The organism is Salicibibacter cibarius (genome assembly GCF_016495725.1).
Taxonomy (GTDB): Bacteria; Bacillota; Bacilli; order Bacillales; family Marinococcaceae; genus Salicibibacter; species Salicibibacter cibarius.
In genome coordinates this window covers 3,064,482-3,080,795 of sequence record NZ_CP054705.1, presented here as the reverse complement: position 1 = coordinate 3,080,795, position 16,314 = coordinate 3,064,482, and the positions used below count along the sequence as shown (strand labels likewise).

15 protein-coding genes are annotated in these 16,314 nt (G+C 48.2%); 11 read left to right on the top strand and 4 right to left on the bottom strand.

What is annotated here, in order from left to right; genetic code table 11:
- Window positions 1-554: 554 nt before the first annotated feature.
- The 5 genes from HUG15_RS15645 to HUG15_RS15625 all read left to right on the top strand — a co-directional run bounded on the left by HUG15_RS15645 (window position 555) and on the right by HUG15_RS15625 (window position 5,165).
- A complete protein-coding gene (locus HUG15_RS15645) occupies window positions 555-1,259 on the top strand; it encodes a phosphoadenylyl-sulfate reductase (RefSeq protein ID WP_200129011.1) in 705 nt (234 codons plus the stop codon).
- Between the two features lie 27 nt (window positions 1,260-1,286).
- Window positions 1,287-2,429: a sulfate adenylyltransferase gene (gene sat, locus HUG15_RS15640; RefSeq protein ID WP_200123977.1), complete on the top strand. Its 1,143-nt coding sequence runs from the start codon at window positions 1,287-1,289 to the stop codon at window positions 2,427-2,429.
- A 21-nt stretch (window positions 2,430-2,450) separates the two neighbouring features.
- Window positions 2,451-3,050, top strand: coding sequence for an adenylyl-sulfate kinase (gene cysC, locus HUG15_RS15635; RefSeq protein ID WP_200123976.1), 600 nt, complete (start codon window positions 2,451-2,453; stop codon window positions 3,048-3,050).
- Window positions 3,051-3,071: 21 nt separating this feature from the next.
- On the top strand, window positions 3,072-4,478 hold the full coding sequence (cobA, locus tag HUG15_RS15630; RefSeq protein ID WP_200123975.1) for a uroporphyrinogen-III C-methyltransferase: 1,407 nt from the start codon (window positions 3,072-3,074) through the stop codon (window positions 4,476-4,478).
- Window positions 4,479-4,577: 99 nt separating this feature from the next.
- On the top strand, window positions 4,578-5,165 hold the full coding sequence (locus tag HUG15_RS15625) for a YusW family protein (RefSeq protein WP_200123974.1): 588 nt from the start codon (window positions 4,578-4,580) through the stop codon (window positions 5,163-5,165).
- A gap of 419 nt (window positions 5,166-5,584) precedes the next feature.
- Here the strand turns inward: HUG15_RS15625 and HUG15_RS15620 are convergent, their stop codons facing one another.
- The 3 genes from HUG15_RS15620 to HUG15_RS15610 all read right to left on the bottom strand — a co-directional run bounded on the left by HUG15_RS15620 (window position 5,585) and on the right by HUG15_RS15610 (window position 8,652).
- A complete protein-coding gene (locus HUG15_RS15620; RefSeq protein ID WP_200123767.1) occupies window positions 5,585-6,769 on the bottom strand; it encodes an IS256 family transposase in 1,185 nt (394 codons plus the stop codon).
- A gap of 354 nt (window positions 6,770-7,123) precedes the next feature.
- Complete coding sequence (locus HUG15_RS15615; protein ID WP_200123973.1) at window positions 7,124-7,564, bottom strand: YaiI/YqxD family protein; 441 nt, start codon at window positions 7,562-7,564, stop codon at window positions 7,124-7,126.
- Window positions 7,565-7,566: 2 nt separating this feature from the next.
- Window positions 7,567-8,652: a PrsW family glutamic-type intramembrane protease gene (locus tag HUG15_RS15610; RefSeq protein WP_200123972.1), complete on the bottom strand. Its 1,086-nt coding sequence runs from the start codon at window positions 8,650-8,652 to the stop codon at window positions 7,567-7,569.
- Between the two features lie 166 nt (window positions 8,653-8,818).
- Between HUG15_RS15610 and HUG15_RS15605 the strand changes: the two genes are divergently transcribed.
- Both HUG15_RS15605 and HUG15_RS15600 read left to right on the top strand, forming a co-directional pair.
- Window positions 8,819-9,457 (top strand): YkyA family protein, encoded by a 639-nt coding sequence (locus tag HUG15_RS15605; RefSeq protein ID WP_200123971.1) that lies wholly within the window; start codon window positions 8,819-8,821, stop codon window positions 9,455-9,457.
- Window positions 9,454-10,725, top strand: a complete 1,272-nt coding sequence (locus HUG15_RS15600) for a putative glycoside hydrolase (protein ID WP_200123970.1) — start codon at window positions 9,454-9,456, stop codon at window positions 10,723-10,725. Before HUG15_RS15605 ends, HUG15_RS15600 begins: the two co-directional genes overlap by 4 nt.
- Window positions 10,726-11,564: 839 nt before the next feature.
- Here the strand turns inward: HUG15_RS15600 and HUG15_RS15595 are convergent.
- A complete protein-coding gene (locus tag HUG15_RS15595) occupies window positions 11,565-12,230 on the bottom strand; it encodes an SOS response-associated peptidase (protein WP_200123969.1) in 666 nt (221 codons plus the stop codon).
- 106 nt (window positions 12,231-12,336) lie between these two features.
- Here HUG15_RS15595 and HUG15_RS15590 point away from each other — a divergent pair, with 106 nt between their 5' ends.
- From HUG15_RS15590 to HUG15_RS15575, 4 genes are all read left to right on the top strand, one after another.
- Window positions 12,337-12,660: a hypothetical protein gene (locus HUG15_RS15590; RefSeq protein ID WP_211202238.1), complete on the top strand. Its 324-nt coding sequence runs from the start codon at window positions 12,337-12,339 to the stop codon at window positions 12,658-12,660.
- A 250-nt stretch (window positions 12,661-12,910) separates the two neighbouring features.
- The gene (locus HUG15_RS15585) at window positions 12,911-13,462 is read left to right on the top strand and encodes a hypothetical protein (protein ID WP_211202237.1); all 552 of its coding nucleotides are present in this window, start codon (window positions 12,911-12,913) and stop codon (window positions 13,460-13,462) included.
- Between the two features lie 132 nt (window positions 13,463-13,594).
- The gene (locus HUG15_RS15580) at window positions 13,595-14,158 is read left to right on the top strand and encodes a spore coat protein (protein ID WP_200123966.1); all 564 of its coding nucleotides are present in this window, start codon (window positions 13,595-13,597) and stop codon (window positions 14,156-14,158) included.
- A gap of 75 nt (window positions 14,159-14,233) precedes the next feature.
- Window positions 14,234-16,306 (top strand): catalase, encoded by a 2,073-nt coding sequence (locus HUG15_RS15575; protein WP_246516365.1) that lies wholly within the window; start codon window positions 14,234-14,236, stop codon window positions 16,304-16,306.
- Window positions 16,307-16,314 lie beyond the last annotated feature (8 nt).

Sequence of the window (16,314 nt, the reverse complement as noted above, 5' to 3'; positions counted from 1 at the left end):
CGGCATGGTTGCCTCATGGCGACCGAACGAGCGATTGGCTTTCGTGTTCGGTCGCCATGAACTGTTTCATGGCGACCGGGGAGCCTGCTTCGCAAGAAACCATTCGGTCATTGACGATAGCCTTTGATACCTTAACTCGGGCTGCGGCAGTTTAATCCAATCGACCACTAACCCCAGTTTGAAGCTCCAATCCGAGCTTCCGGTCGTCGATGTGATCGCTTATTTCCGACAGGCTGCACTAGTGGTCTATATCAGATGTTCTTTCCGAAACACCCATTCACGTTTCACCGATAGATTGATAAAGCGGATTAACACCGATCGTACCTCCGAGCAGTGGTTACGGTCTTTTTAAGGTCCACAACGCACCTCGAAATGGAATAAACTGCAAATCCGAGGTACATTGAAATTGTCCAATTTGAGGTAGAATAAAACCCTTTTAAATGATGCATTCAAAATTAAGGATTGACATTTTCAATGTTTCTGAATAGAATAATCTCATAGAACATATAAATCCTATAAATTTAGTTAGGATTGTAAAGGGGGCGCTCCCATTGATGACCGTATCGACACTCAGTGATGAAGAACTGAAGCATTTGAATAACGAGGCATTGGTGAATAAAAAAGCGGCCGATGTATTGGCTTGGTCTTATGAAACGTTCGGAGATCAACTTGTATATTCCTGCAGCCTTGGTGCCGAAGGGATGGTGCTTCTTGATTTGATCGAAGACGTGAATCCCGGAGCAAATGTTATTTTTCTCGATACCGGCTTGCATTTCAAAGAAACGTATACATTGCTTGATGACGTACGAAAAGCTTTTCCGACCCTAAATATCAAAGCGCTGACACCTGAACATACGGTCGAAGAGCAAAAGGAAAAGTATGGCGATCGTTTATGGGAACGAAACCCGGATCAATGTTGCCAAATGCGTAAATTTGAACCTTTGCAACAAGAATTGTCTCACTATACAGCTTGGATTTCCGGATTGCGGCGGGAACAGTCGCCCACCCGGCGTGACACCCCGTTTATCGGGAAAGATCATCGTTTTTCACTCTTGAAAATATGCCCGCTCATTCATTGGACGCATGAAGATGTATGGGCATATATTCGCGATCGTGACTTGCCTTATAATCCATTGCATGATCAGAATTATCCAAGCATTGGATGCGCTCCGTGCACGGCACAAGTGCTTGATGGCGCAGATGAACGAAGCGGAAGATGGAGCGGAATGGAAAAAACCGAATGCGGGTTGCATTGGTAATTTAAAACATACCGAGGAGGATGACATATGACGACGAGTATTCCCCACGGGGGCTCATTGGTCGACAGACGACAGTATGGGGCAGATTTGCCGGCGACGAATGTTCAAATCCCATTGGATGAAATGGCGCTTGCCGACCTGGAATTAATTGCAAACGGCGCGTACTCGCCATTAACCGGTTTTCTGAACGCGCGTGATTATGAACGTGTCGTTTCTTCCATGGAACTGGAAAATGGCCTAGTGTGGAGCTTGCCGATCACTTTGCCGGTAACGGAAGCGTTGGCAGCTGATTTAAGCGTTGGGGAACCAGCCCTATTGGAAAAAGATGGAGTGGCTTACGGGTGGATAACGGTTTCTGACATTTATCGCCCCGATAAAGAACAGGAAGCGACGCAAGTGTTTAAAACGGCCGATGAGGACCATCCGGGCGTTGCCCAACTTTTTACGCGACCGGACGTATACGTGGGTGGCGACGTTACACTTGCCCGTCCCGTCGAGCATGGGCTTTTTGAAGCCGAAGCATTGGCGCCTCAAGACACCCGGGAAGCTTTTGCGGCAAACAATTGGCAAACGGTCGTCGGTTTCCAAACGCGAAACCCCGTGCACCGTGCCCATGAATACATCCAAAAAACGGCATTGGAAACGGTAGATGGCTTGTTGTTGCATCCGCTTGTCGGTGCGACAAAAAAAGGGGACATTCCTGCCGATGTGCGCATGAAAAGTTATAAAGTGTTGTTGTCGGGTTATTATCCGGAGGACCGGGTCCAGCTCTCCGTATTCCCGGCTGCCATGCGTTACGCGGGGCCTCGTGAAGCCATTTTTCACGCGCTCGTGCGCAAAAATTACGGGTGCACCCATTTTATCGTCGGTAGAGACCATGCCGGGGTTGGCGACTATTACGGTACCTATGAAGCGCAGACGCTATTAAAACAGTTTTCGGTCGAAGCGCTTGGCATATCACCGCTGTTTTTTGAACATAGTTTTTATTGCAATGCTTGTGAAGCGATGGCCACCGCCAAAACGTGCCCCCATGATTCGGAGCAACATGTGATATTGTCCGGCACAAAAGTGAGGGAGATGCTTGGAAACGGGGAAGCTCCCCCGAAAGAATTTAGCAGGCGTGAAGTCGTGAACGTGCTGATGGAAGCCTACCGGTCTCCGGTTCAATAGATATGGATAGGAGGAGAAGAGATGAGCAACGCAGATATTGTTTGGCATGATGCTGCCGTTTCCCAAACCGAACGGGAGCAAAAAAATAACCATTCCGCATTTGTGTTATGGTTTACCGGTTTATCCGGCTCGGGAAAGTCAACGCTCGCGAATGCCGTCGACCGTTACTTTCATGATCACGGGTATCGAAGTTACGTTTTGGACGGGGACAACGTTCGCCATGGCTTGAACAACGACCTTGGCTTTTCCGAAGAAGATCGGGTCGAAAATATTCGCCGCATTAGCGAAGTTGCCCGTCTGTTCGTCGATGCGGGCCATATCGTAAGCACTGCATTTATTTCACCCTATGCCGATGATCGGGCAAGGGCGCGGGAACGATTACCGAATGGGCGTTTTATTGAAGTGTTTGTCGACTGCCCGCTTGAAACGTGCGAAGCCCGTGATCCGAAGGGGTTGTACAAAAAAGCGCGCAGCGGGGAAATCCCGTCGTTTACCGGCATTAGCGCGCCTTACGAGGCACCTGCGGCCCCGGATATTACATTGCAAACGGGTGAACGTTCAACCGAGGAGAACGTGCGCGAGCTTGTCGAACAACTTGACGACCTCTTGCGGCTATCGTGAGTTTGGAAAGGCGGATGTAAGATGAAAGGGAGCGTGGCCATTGTCGGCGCCGGGCCGGGAGACCCGGGACTGTTGACGGAAAAGGGAAAAGCGTTATTGGAACGGGCGGATGTGATTGTGTATGATCGGCTCGTCCACCCGCTTTTATTGGAACATACAAAAGAAGAGGCAACACGTATATACAGCGGCAAAATCCCGAGAGGCCACGCCACCCGGCAATCGACGATCCAAGTGATGCTCACGCGTTATGCGCGGGAAGGGCTATTTGTCGTCCGTTTAAAAGGCGGCGACCCGGGGGTGTTTGCCCATCTCGGTGAAGAAGCGGAGGCGCTCCGAACGGCAGGCATTTCTTATGAGGTTGTTCCCGGTCTGACCGCCGGGCTTGCCGGCGCTTCTTATGCGGGGGTGCCGGCGACCTACCGTTCGCTCAGCACGAGTGTTGCTTTTGTCACCGGCCATGCCCGTAAAGAGATGCCGTTGTCCGAGGTGGTCCTCCCCCGGGCAGATACGTTAATTTTTTATATGGGCATGCATTATCTTCCGTTCTGGATGGGACGGCTTGCAAGCGAAGGGTGGAGCAATGAAACGCCGGTTGTTGTCGTGCAATGGGGCACGACCCCGAAACAGCAAACGGCAAGTGGCACGATCACGACAATTGTAAGCGAAGTGGAAGCCAAAAGTATAACGAACCCCGCGCTTGTTATTGTAGGGGAGACAGCCCGGTTTCACGCGGATTTGCACTGGTATGAGAATTTGCCGCTACAGGGCACAAGTGTGTTATGGGCCGGTGGGGACGTTACCGGCCGGGAAAAAACAACCGGTATGTTGACGCGCCTCGGCGCTCATGTTTTTTCTTATCCCGGGGATGTGTTTACGTTCAACCGAGAACGTCTCGGTGCGCCGTTGCCGGCTTATCGGCGTGTGCATTTTGAGGATGCGTGTAGTGTCGGGTTTTTTTTACAGCATTGGAAAGACGAGGGGCATGATGTACGCCGGTTACCCGCGTATGTGACCGGGGCAGATGTTGATACGGAAGAGGCGCTTAAAGCGCACGGGTTGTCGCCGGAGGGGGGCGGGGAGCCTGAGTTAACGGTTGGTGCGTGTCCGAAAGATGAGGATACGTATTGGCAAATCGTGGAGCGGAAATCTTCTAGAGTAAAAGATGATGTGTTTTCACGGTTGGTTGCCGATGATTGGATTAATACGGTGTTGTTTACGGTGCCCGATCAAGTGCATGCCTTTTCGCAGAAATTGGATGATGCGCTGGCGGTTTGGTGTTCGGATAAAACGGTGGTTTGTGTCGGATTGGAGACGCGCCGGCTTTTGCAGGAATATGGGGTTCGTGTGGATCGCCATGCCGATGAGGCGGGCATGGAAGATTTACCGGCATTGCTCATCTCTGTTCGTTCGGTCGTTGCGGCGCAATAAAAAAATTAGGAAACTGCATAGAAATGTTGTTTAAGTTTGTGGGGAGCGGGCAAGCTAAGCGAGAGCCTACACCCATACTTAGAAGGAGGATACAATTCTATGCAGTGGAAAATAATGACAACCTTTGGCCTTGCGCTTTTGCTTTCTGCTTGTGGAACTGCTGACGATCAAAATGGGGACGACGGGATGAATGAAAACGGTGATATGAACGGAAATGGAAACGGCGAAGCGACGGATAATGCTGATAATGGGGACATGACCGAGGATTTAAGCAACGATATGGTTGGCGATGATGCGAATAGGCAAGATGAAATGGATGGTATGGATGATATGAACGGGGAAGATGGCGCTGGTGACGGAGAGACGGCCCTTGACAAAGGGGTGCGTGAATTGGAATTGGAAATCCAATTTACGGACGATACCGAGTGGGAGTTCGAGTATGAGGCGGAGAATGACGAGGTGGATGCCGAAGTAGAAAAAGACGATGATGAGCGTGAAGGGGACGAAGCGAGAGAAGAGATCGAAGAGATACTCGGAAACGTTCAGCTTGATACTCAACAGGATGATGAGGAAATGGCCCAAGAGTTAATTTCCGCATTAGACCTTAATGAAGATGACATTTACAGATTGGAACTCTTTATTGAATTGGAAAACGATGAGATGTACAACGTAGAACAAACGTATTAGGAAAAAACGAGGCGTGGACGCCTCGTTTTTTTAGTTGGGGGCGCTATGAGATGGGCATGGGTCGCTAGTGGGAAAATAGCTGATATATGAATATTTTTGGCTGATATATTGCAAAATTTGGCTGATATTGAGGGGGTTTCGGCTGATAAAGATACGGTGTATAGGTCTAACTCGAGCAACGACGGCGCCATTCCGCGATCTCGCCAACTTTACTGGCGTCTGTCGCCATGGATTGGCGATCATGGTTCCCGAAACAAGAAGGCGCGAGTCAAGTCCTTAATTATGTGTAAAAGTATCACAATGAATCAGCGAGTGGGAGATAGGTTTTGAACTTGGGGTGTTTCCTTCTAGGGCGCCCGCGGGCGCCCTAGAAGGAAAATTTTGCTGAATCACCCTTGCTTTCTTGCCTTTTCATTTGCTTACAAATCGGTTGGTTTTCCTTTTAAAAACGTTCGGTTACCACGATCAAGGCTTTCTTCATGTTCCTTGAGCAACGCTCCAATTAATCGAAAGGCGGATTGGGTATTTGGAAAAATCCGAATGACTTGCTCGCGGCGGCGAACCTCGGAATTTATCCCTTCGAGATTGTTTGTCGTGCGCAATTGGTCATGATAAGCGATGGGTTCATTCATAAATTGAATCGCATCTTCAAATCCTTCATCGAGTTTCTCTAACGCTTTTTCATAACCTTTGACGCCCTCGTATTGATCAAAGATCTCGGTGCGTAACTGGCGGGCTCTTGCAGGAGAACTCCCGTTTAAGAGCTCCTTAACGAGCGAACGAAAGCCTTCTGAACCTTTTTTGGGGATGTGTTCAAACAAGTTTCGCTTAAAATGAACCGTGCACCGTTGCCACGAGGTTCCAACAAACGCTTGTTGAATGGCCTGTTTCAGGCCTTCGTGCGCATCGGAAATCACCAATTGTGGCGATGCCAGACCCCTGGCTTGAAGCGATTGAAAGAATTGAAACCATCCCTCTTTGGATTCGGCATGATTCACTTGAAGACCAATGATTTCCCGTTTGTTTTGGTCATTGACCCCGAGCGCGATATAAACGGCTTTGGAGACGACCTTTTGATCCTCACGGACTTTAATATACATGGCATCGGCGTAGACATACCTGTAGGCATTCACGTTCAAAGGGCGCTGGGCCCATTCGTTGACGACCGGGTCTAATTTTTCGGTGAGCGAGGACACGAAAGATTTGGACACACGCTCGCCGCAAAGCTCTTCCACAGCCTTCGTGACTTTCCGCGTGGATACGCCGTTAACGACCATCTCCAACATCGCTAAGAGAAAGGCTTGTTCGGAACGTGCATATTTCTCAAACACAGAGGGAGAGAATTCGCCGTTGCGCGTGCGTGGAACGGTCAGTGTGACTTTCCCAAAAGACATCGTGTAATCACGTTCGTAATAGCCGTTTCGATAGTCCACACGCGCGCCATTGCGTTCATAGGCTGCTGCTTGTAAGTAATCATCGCGCTCCTGCTCCATGATTTGATTCAGGACGAGGACCATCGAGGATTTCGCGACGGCACTCATGTCTGAATTCATGAGCTCTTCTTTTAATTGATCCGCGTTTAGGGTAAGATGGAACTGGGTCATTGTCGATTCCTCCTGTTTGTTTTTTTCGCTGAAAACATTGTAACACGGGAGTCGACTTGACCCTTTTTCTTTTTACACAATTATATGGACTATACCGAAGGCGCGACCCATTTCAGTCGCCATGGAGCGTTCATGGTGCCCGAAGCAATAAAGCGCGGCCCGTTTCAGTCGCCATGAAACATTCATGGTGCCCGAAGCAAGAAAGTGCGGCCCGTTTCAGTCGTCATGGAGCGATCATGGTGCCCGAAGCAAGAAAGCACGGCCCGTTTCAGTCGCCATGAAGCATTCATGGTGCCCGAAGCAATAAAGCGCGACCCGTTTCAGTCGTCATGAAGTGTTTCATGGCCCCAGCCCTTACGAATCAAGCGCTTCTTCCAACGTCGCTCTGAATCGCTCGCGGTCTTCGTCGGTGAACAATTTCGGCCCTTTGGTTTTTTGGCCGCTTCGCCGTATTTTTGCTTGGGCATGGCGACTGCTTAGTAATTGTTCGATGTTTTCATTCGAATAGACGAAGCCGTTATGATGGAGAACCGTGCAATTTTTCGCCAGTCCAAGGGCAGCCAAACCGTAATCTTGCGTCACGATAAGATCATGGGTGTCGGCCAGTTGCATGATGCGATAATCCGCAGCATCCGCGCCGGTATCAACGTAAACCGTTTCGACGCCGGGAGGTTGTTCTTCCGGTGAGTAATGGTTGAAACTTTTCACCAAGACAACGGGAATATTTGCGGCGCGCCCCGCTTCAATAATAATATCTTTAACCGGACAAGCATCCGCGTCTACGTAAATCTTCATGGCTAGCTTTCCACCTCCCGCTGTTTTTCGCCCAGATCTCGTTGAATCCCCCGAAAAATAAACACCCAGACAATGACGCTTAATGCAATCAATAGCAAAACATAATAATCGGTAAGAAGAGAAATGTTCCAAGCCGCGTGCAAAACAACCGGGATCGTAAGTAACTTTAAAAAGCCCGGGTCGGTGAAATGGTTTTTTTTCAGTGAATCGTTTCGTTTTACGAAAGCGAGCGCCCCTCCGATGAGGCTTCCCCAAATCGTGTGGGAGCCGGCTGCTGACCATCCGTGCAAGGCCAGTGTGTCCAGGATTTCGCCATATCCTCCGGATGCATATGCGTGAAATGCGTGTCCCAACGACTCAAAAATGGCGAACGCAGCGCCTATGGTGGCACCGATTAACAATCCGTTTACATAATAGCGTGTGTTCAATCGATGAAGAAATACAGCGATGAGCGCTAATTTGCCTAGTGTCATGATGATGGCGATCAAAATTGCCCCGGGGATGCGCCATTCTCCCAATGGAAACAAATTGTACAAGATTTGCATGAGAACTAACGCGACGAGACTGCCGATAAAAAACATTTGCCCGAGGTCATAAAGGTGTACGTTTTTCGGGGAGATTATTTCCCAAAAAAAGACAACGAGCGCGAAAGGAATAGAAAAAGCGCTGACGATCAGGATCCCAGGTAAAAACTGGGGGAGATAGAATAGATAGGCCATAGAAAAAAGGGCGGCCGCCGTGAGCATCATGACAAGCAAGACGCGGGAAAATATCCATGGGCGTGGCAATGAAGATTCCCGTTCGGAGTTGCCTCCGGCATGCTTTTTGGGTACTTCCGAGAACAGTTCCCGAAAAGAGATGCGGCTCGATGCTTCCCGAATCTTTTGATGTTCGGGTTCTGGTTCGTTTTCTTTCCATTCCTCGTTAAAAAGGGGTGAATCACGGAAATAAAGCCATTCATCCAAATGTTCATTCCAGACGTACGTTTCGCTATGAATTTTTTCTCCTGTATATAATTCGATCATTTCAATGTCTGCGAATGGTCCAATGACTTCTCCGTCATCAACTAAATAATACCACTTTTGCATCGTTCCCTCCCATTTCGTGATCGATCAATCTTTATTCGGATAAACAGCATTATATACCATTATAAAGCCGATCGTAGGTAAAAAAAAGTTAGAGAAATCATTTAGTAATTAATGTAAAGCTGATATACTAGACTTAAGTTTTTTAATAGAAAAAGGAGGGGGTCCATTGAAAAGATGGGTGCAAACGGCCGCCATCACGATCGGTGCTGTTTCGCTTGCAGGCTGCAGCGAATCAGTCGGTATCGAAGATGCTACGTCGTCGGTGGCTGAAATAGAAAATCAAAAAGATAATGTCATCGCTTACATCAATGAGATATTGGCTCAAGAGGAAGAGATGCTAGAGGGATTTGAAGAAGACTTGGCAGAAAACGAGGCTGAACTTTTTTCAGCACGGGAAGCTCAAGTGTTCGCAAATCTTGAAGAAAGAGAATCCCATTTGGCAGCGATCAACGATTCCGCGCAAGCCATGCAGATGGAAAATGATATCATAGCGACGGTGCTCGAAGATGGAGACAGTGAAGAGCTGCCCATGGACGAATTGGAACAGTTAAATGAACAAACCGCTTCCTTACATAATGAGTTGAACGAATTTGTGGAAACATACGGCTCGGAACTTCAGACCCAAGACGACTATTTCAGCGGATTAGGCGAGGATAGCGATTTCGAATTTCTTGCTGATGGGATTGAAACCGTCAACGAGGCCCAGGAAGACGTTCACGAGCTGCTTGAAAGCATTCATGATGAGCTGCTCACAACGGAAGCCGCACTTGAAGACGTCGAAATATCGGAGGAGGCGAGCTCATGAGCAAAAAAATAACCATCGCTTTATTGGCCGGAACGGTTGCTTTCAGCGGCTATCATGATCCGGTTGCTGCAGATGAAAACGAGGAAGAACAAGAGAATGGCGAGGAAGAGGCAGAAGAGGAAGAAGCGTTATTTGAACTAAACGACGATGACTTGCTCGCGCTTCCACACTTAATTCCCGATCGTTTCACGTATGACAGCGGTGTTGAGATCGAATACCCGGAAGACGGGGTCAAGGGGATTTTCTCGACGGCCCATTCCATGGGGGGCGATAATGCTGATGATCTCGTCAATTTTGTCAACGAAACGTCCTTGAACAGCATTGTGGTTGACGTTAAGGATGATCACGGGTTTGTTACCTATGACACGGGTTCAGACGATGAGCGTGTCCAGGCCAATACCAATGAAATCATCGACGATATGGAGGGGATGATGGATACTTTTGAGGAAAACGACATTTATCCCATCGCTCGTCTCGTCGTTTTCAAAGATACAGAGTTGGCCGAGGAAGAGCCGGAGCTTTCCTTTTTGGAAAACGGGGACGTGTGGTCAAACAGCAGCGGCGAATCATTTGTCAATCCGTTCGATGAAGAAGTATGGGAGTACAATATTGAAGTGGCAAAAAAAGCGGCTGAAGCTGGTTTTAAAGAAATACAGCTCGATTATATACGTTTTCCGGAAGGATTTGAAAATCGCGATGATGACCTCGAATATAGCGAAGGGAATTATGCCGAATCCGGCGAGGATAATATCCAAAACCGCGTAGCGGCTGTCACCGATTTTGTTGAATATGCCCGTGAAGAGTTAAGGCCTTATGGGGTAAAAGTTTCGGGTGATATTTTCGGTTACGCGGCAACGGTAGAGGAAACCCCGGGCATTGGACAAAACTTCACTGAAATCGCCGAAAACGTTGATATTATGTCATCGATGATTTATCCGAGCCATTGGACGCCGCATTTTGGTATCGATCAACCCGATCTTGAGCCGTATAATATTGTTGACGAATACGCCCAACTGGAAAATGAACTAATGGATGATATGGAAGATCCACCAATCTCCAGGCCTTGGCTTCAGGACTTCACAGCTTCCTATTTGCAGGATGGCGACTGGATGGAATACGGCGCAGATGAAGTAGAGGCGCAAATCCAGGCGCTTTATGATAATGGCATCTACGAATTCCTTCTTTGGGACGCGGCAAATGACTATTCCGAAGGGGCGGATTACGAACTCGATGCAGAACAGGATATTGTCGAAGAAGATTCGGATTAAAAAAGAGGAGCCCACGCGAGGCTCCTTTTTCAGCACGGAAATATGCAAATTTATCGAAAATAAATCTGTTTTCGTCGTGTTGCTTTACATTTTTCGGGGAAGGCTTAGGCCTATACTATAGGATAGGTGACTATCGGTTTAGTAAAAAACAATATAGGGGATAATAGACGCCGAATTGTATTCATAATTTTTATTTTTTTAATCCGCTCGCAAGCCATGGATAGATAAAAAATACGCAGAGGAAGGTGTACGTATGAATAGGGATCGCGAAAGGGCGGAAGAAGATTGGGTGAAAATCATGCGCGAGGCTAAAAAATAGGGCTTACGGTTGAAGAGTTGAGGGAATTTATTCAAAAACATACAGTGATAAAGGGCTGACGTATAGAACAGGGAGTCCTTCATGGCACCTGAAAAGGGTGTTCCGATTGAATACGGTCGCCATGGGAGCTTTATGACGCCTGAAAAAGGCTGCCCCGCACGAATACGGTCGTCATGAGAGCTTTATGACGCCCGAAAAAGGCTGCCCCGCACGAATACGGTCACCAAGAGAGCTTCATGACGCCTGAAAAGGGCTGCCCTGCACGAATACGGTCGCCAAGGGAGCTTTATGGCACCTGAAAAAGGCTGTCCCGCACGAATACGGTCACCAAGAGAGCTTCATGACGCCTGAAAAGGGCTGTCCCGACACGAATACGGTCACCAAGAGAGCTTTATGGTGCCTGAAAAGGCCTACCCTGATCGAATACGGTCGTCATGGGACTTCACGGCGCCCGGGACGACGGAATCTATTCAGCGATCGATCCCAAGAGGTGGTCGATCGCACAGCCTGACATTCACGTTTATAGCGAATTCAGCAATCCCTCGTGGTTGTTTTTCGCGCTGTTGACGTCTGCGGAGACCGCATAAGCTTTCATTTCGTCTGAGTCAATGGGAAGAAGAAATTGCTTGAGTGTGTTTGGATCTTGAATGTTTGGATCCAGCCATGATGCTTCTTCTTCCTTTTTAACAATGACGGGCATGCGGTGGTGAATGTCGCTCATCATTTCATTTGCCTCGGTCGTAATAATCGCACAAGAAAAAATGGTTTCTTCCCCGTCTGTCCATTTCTCCCATAAGCCTGCGAATCCGAATAATCCTTCCCCTTTCAGTTGAATAAGGTACGGTTGTTTTTGTCCATTGACGGTTTTCCATTCATAAAACCCATTCGCGGGAATGAGGCATCGCCTGCGGATGAAGGCGTGTTTAAAGCTGCTTTTTTCTGTTATCGTTTCCGCGCGTGCATTAATCATTTTATAGCCGATTTTTGTGTCTTTTGCCCAAAAAGGGATGAGTCCCCAACGCAGTTGACCTAGCCTGTTTCGCTCTCCATCATTAATGATCGCGATAACAGATTGCGAGGGGGCGATATTAAAGCTGGGTGTTGCTTCGTCCAATTTACTGACATTAATGCCGAAGCGTTTTTGGATGGCTTTGATTTGATCGAATAACGTAAAGCGGCCGCACATCTATTTTCCCTCCTGTTTTGACTGTCATTCCGGGTGTACACTTTTTCATAAATGCCTACATACAATGGGATAAATACCTAATGGCAGATAATTTGAGGTGATGATGGTGTTCGATGATAGGCAGCCTTACGCTTCCGAGTACGGACAGCAGTCCTCGCAACCAATGAGCGGTGTGCGGGATTCCGAATCATTGATCCTAAAAATGCAATACATTTCGCAAGTGTTATTTCTCCTCGGTAGTGGGATTTCGTTATCAGCTGCCCGTATAGCACTTCGAGAACTACAACAATTCGATGCTACCCCGCTCGATGAACCGAACCCCGACCCCAACCGTAATCCCGATACAGATGCCATCACAATGATGGCGCAACAAATGGAAGCAATGCAACAACAGATTACCGAGCTTGAGCGACGGCTCGAAGACCGGTGAAGGAGGGCCTAAGCGAGTACGACCCGTAGTCAGACGCTTATATGGGCTCTCCTTAGTGTGCAGTTTGACGTACACTTTTTCATGCATGCCTACATACAATGGGATATATACCTAGGGGCTGCTGAATAACGGAAAAAGATTGGCACATAAGCATTTTCCGTTGATGTTGTCAAAACTGGATGCACGGAAATCTATCCTAAAAGCAGAAAACCCTTGCACGTCTGGAAACATACGAAGGGATGACGCTGCAATGGCGGGACTCCAGCGGAAAAACGGACGCGTCAAGACTCCGCAGCGCCGGTTTTGCGCGAGGAGGCTTGACCGTTCGTCCGCGAAAAAGCGAAGCCATGGAAGCGGCATCCCGGCTTCAGCTGATATCTGCCAGTTGTTCAGCAATCCCTACCTAATGGGCGGATTCGAGGTGATGATGGTGTTCGGTGGCAGGAAACGTTCTTATTCTTCCATGTATGGTTGGCACCCTCCGCAAACGCAAACAACGAACGAGGAACAGGATCCCGAATCGCTTATCGTTAAATTGGAATATTTTGGGCAATTGTTGGCTGTCCTCGGGGAAGGACTCCAATTTTCAGCTGCCAGCATAGCGTATCGGGAACTGCAAAGGGAAGAAGTGACGGAGGACCCCGATGAAAATGGTATAAATGGGGACATCCCACTTCCTACAGGCCTCGATGAACCTAATGGTAACCCGAACTCCAGCTCTAACTCTGATACGGATGCCAAAATAGAAGCGTTACAGCAGCAGATTGCCGAACTTGAACGTCGGCTCGATAAGCGCGAATGAGAGGGCCGATAAACGCGTATGAAGCCCTCTTGTTCTCAGTTTATGGACGCCTCATAAAGGATGAATAAATCCATATATGCACGGATAGCCTAAGTTTGCGAAATAATTTATGACATTTGGAGGAAAAAGTATATGCAATTAGCCGGACATGAATTCCATGAATTAAGCGAACTTACCATGAGTTGTTTCAACACCGTTTCTTGTATGTCGACTTGGATGAAACAAGCCCAAGACCCGGAATTACAGCAAATGCTAACCCAACATTTTCCGATGCATGTTGACGATTATAATATGAAGGTGGAGTTTTTACAAGACGCTTCCACCCCCGATATCTCTACGTTTCAACCGGACACGTATACGCCGAATTTAACGAGTTATACCGAAACGCCGGTTAATCCACTCCCCCCGGTGGAAATGCGTTTGACGGAACAACAACCGAATGATCGGGAAATCGCGACGGCTTATTTGCTCAATCAAAAAGCAGCAGCCACAAATTATGCAAAGGCAGCCACAGAATGCGCGAACCCGGAATTGCGTACGTTTTTTGAGAACTGCTTTTTAAATAGTAGCCATCATTCCTATGATATTTGGCAATACATGGTGAACAAGGGATACTATCCACTTGCGCCTGCCCCTGCCATGGATATTCAAAATGTAGGAGCCATATATCCGGTCTTGAAACAACAAACGATATAGTCGAGTGAAGTCCAGCGCAGGCGCCTCGTTTGACGAAGGACGCTTGCGCTTTACTAAGGAAGGGAGCGTGTCAACGTGGCGGATAAAAAGAACATCAATGAGGAAGAACAAAATTTTAGCGAAAACAGCAAAAATGAACAGCTGGAAGCGTTTCGGAGTTATGATAATCGGGACAAGCCATTGACGACAAATCAAGGTTTGAAAATGAGCGAGGATGAATTTTCTTTAAAAGCGGGAGAGCGCGGTCCGACGATTATGGATGATTTCCATTTCCGAGAGAAAGTTACTCATTTTGACAATGAGCGTACGCCGGAACGGGTTGTGCACGCGCGCGGATTTGCCGCCCATGGCGAATTTGAAGTCTACGAATCGATGAAGCCGTTTACGAAGGCAAAGTTTTTGCAGGATCCAAGCGTGAAAACGCCTGTATTCGTCCGATTTTCAACGGTCGTCGGCCAACGGGGCTCGAAAGATACTGCGCGTGACGTGCGCGGGTTCGCGACGAAATTTTACACAGAAGAAGGCAACTACGATTTGGTGGCCAATAATATGCCGGTTTTTTTTATTCAGGATGCGATTAAATTCCCGGACATTGTGCACGCGATTAAGCCGGAACCTGATAATGAAATCCCGCAGGCGACCGCTGCCCACGATACGTTTTGGGATTGGGTCTCGCAAAATCAGGAGTGCGCCCATATGATTATGTGGCTCATGAGCGACCGTGCCATCCCGAGAAGTTTTCGGATGATGGAAGGTTTCGGTGTGAACACGTTTCGATTCGTCAATGAGGAAGGGAAAGGTTCTTTTGTAAAATTCCATTGGAAACCTGTTCTCGGTGTTCACTCCCTTTCTTGGGAGGAAGCGGAAATCATCGGCGGGGCAGATCCTGATTTTAACCGTCGCGACTTGTGGGACAATATTAACTTGGGCAATCCCGCGGAGTTTGAGCTAGGCGTGCAGATCATTGATGAAAAAGATGAGTTCGCGTTTGATTTTGATATTCTCGATCCCACGAAGATTTGGCCGGAAGAAGATGTGCCGGTGCGCATGATCGGAAAAATGACGTTGAACCACAATGTTGACAATTTTTTCGCAGAAACGGAGCAGGTAGCTTTTCATCCGGCTAATATTGTTCCGGGCATTGACTTTACCAATGATCCGTTGTTGCAAGGCCGTCTTTTTTCGTACTTGGATACGCAAATCCTTCGTTTCGGCAGCCCGAATCATCACGAAATTCCGATAAACCGACCGGTATGTCCATTTTTTAATAATCAACGCGAAGGGTTTATGCGCCAGACGATCAATGTAGGGAACGTCGCCCACCATCGAAACGCGTTAGCCAACAGCTCCCCTTACACGGTCAGCGAAGAAGAAGGGGGTTATGGCCATTATCAAGAAAAAGTCGACGGGCATAAAATACGCGCGCGCAGCGATAGTTTCAAGGACCATTTCTCGCAAGCAAAATTGTTCTGGAACAGCATGAGCGAACCGGAAAAACAGCATATTATTGATGCGTTCCGTTTTGAGGTCGGCAAAGTGAAAAGCAAAGACGTCAAGCAAAGAATCGTTGACATGTTTGCCAATGTGGACGTGGATATGACCGCGGCCTTTGCCGAAACGATTGGAAGCACGCCGCCAACTTCCGGAGGTTCCAGTGTAACGAAACAATCGTCAGCCCTCAGTCAGGCGAATACGACGAAAAGTGCGCAGACGCGTAGAGTCGCAATTATTGTCGCTGATGGCTATGACGGCCAAAAAGTGGAAGCCATGATCGACGGTTTGGCGGCAGCGGGCGTCGATCCAAGGGTTTTAAGTGACAAAATCGGTCCGATCACGGGGGTGGGCGACAGTAAGGTCGAGGCCAAGCATACCTTTCAAACCGATGCTTCGGTCGTGTTTGATGCGGTCTATGTAGATGGAGGGAAAAATGCCGATGCCATGTTTGAAAGAGGCGCGACCAAGTTTATGAGGCAAGCATTTGAGCACTTCAAGCCAATAGCGGCAAGCAATGAGGGTTTACATTGGCTGAAAAAAATAAACTTGGCCGATGGAGTGGGCGTCGTGCAGGGAGATAATAATACGGATTTTGTCCAACCGTTCATCGAAGCGATTGCCGCCCATCGATTTTGGGATCGTCAAATGGTATAAGAGAAGAT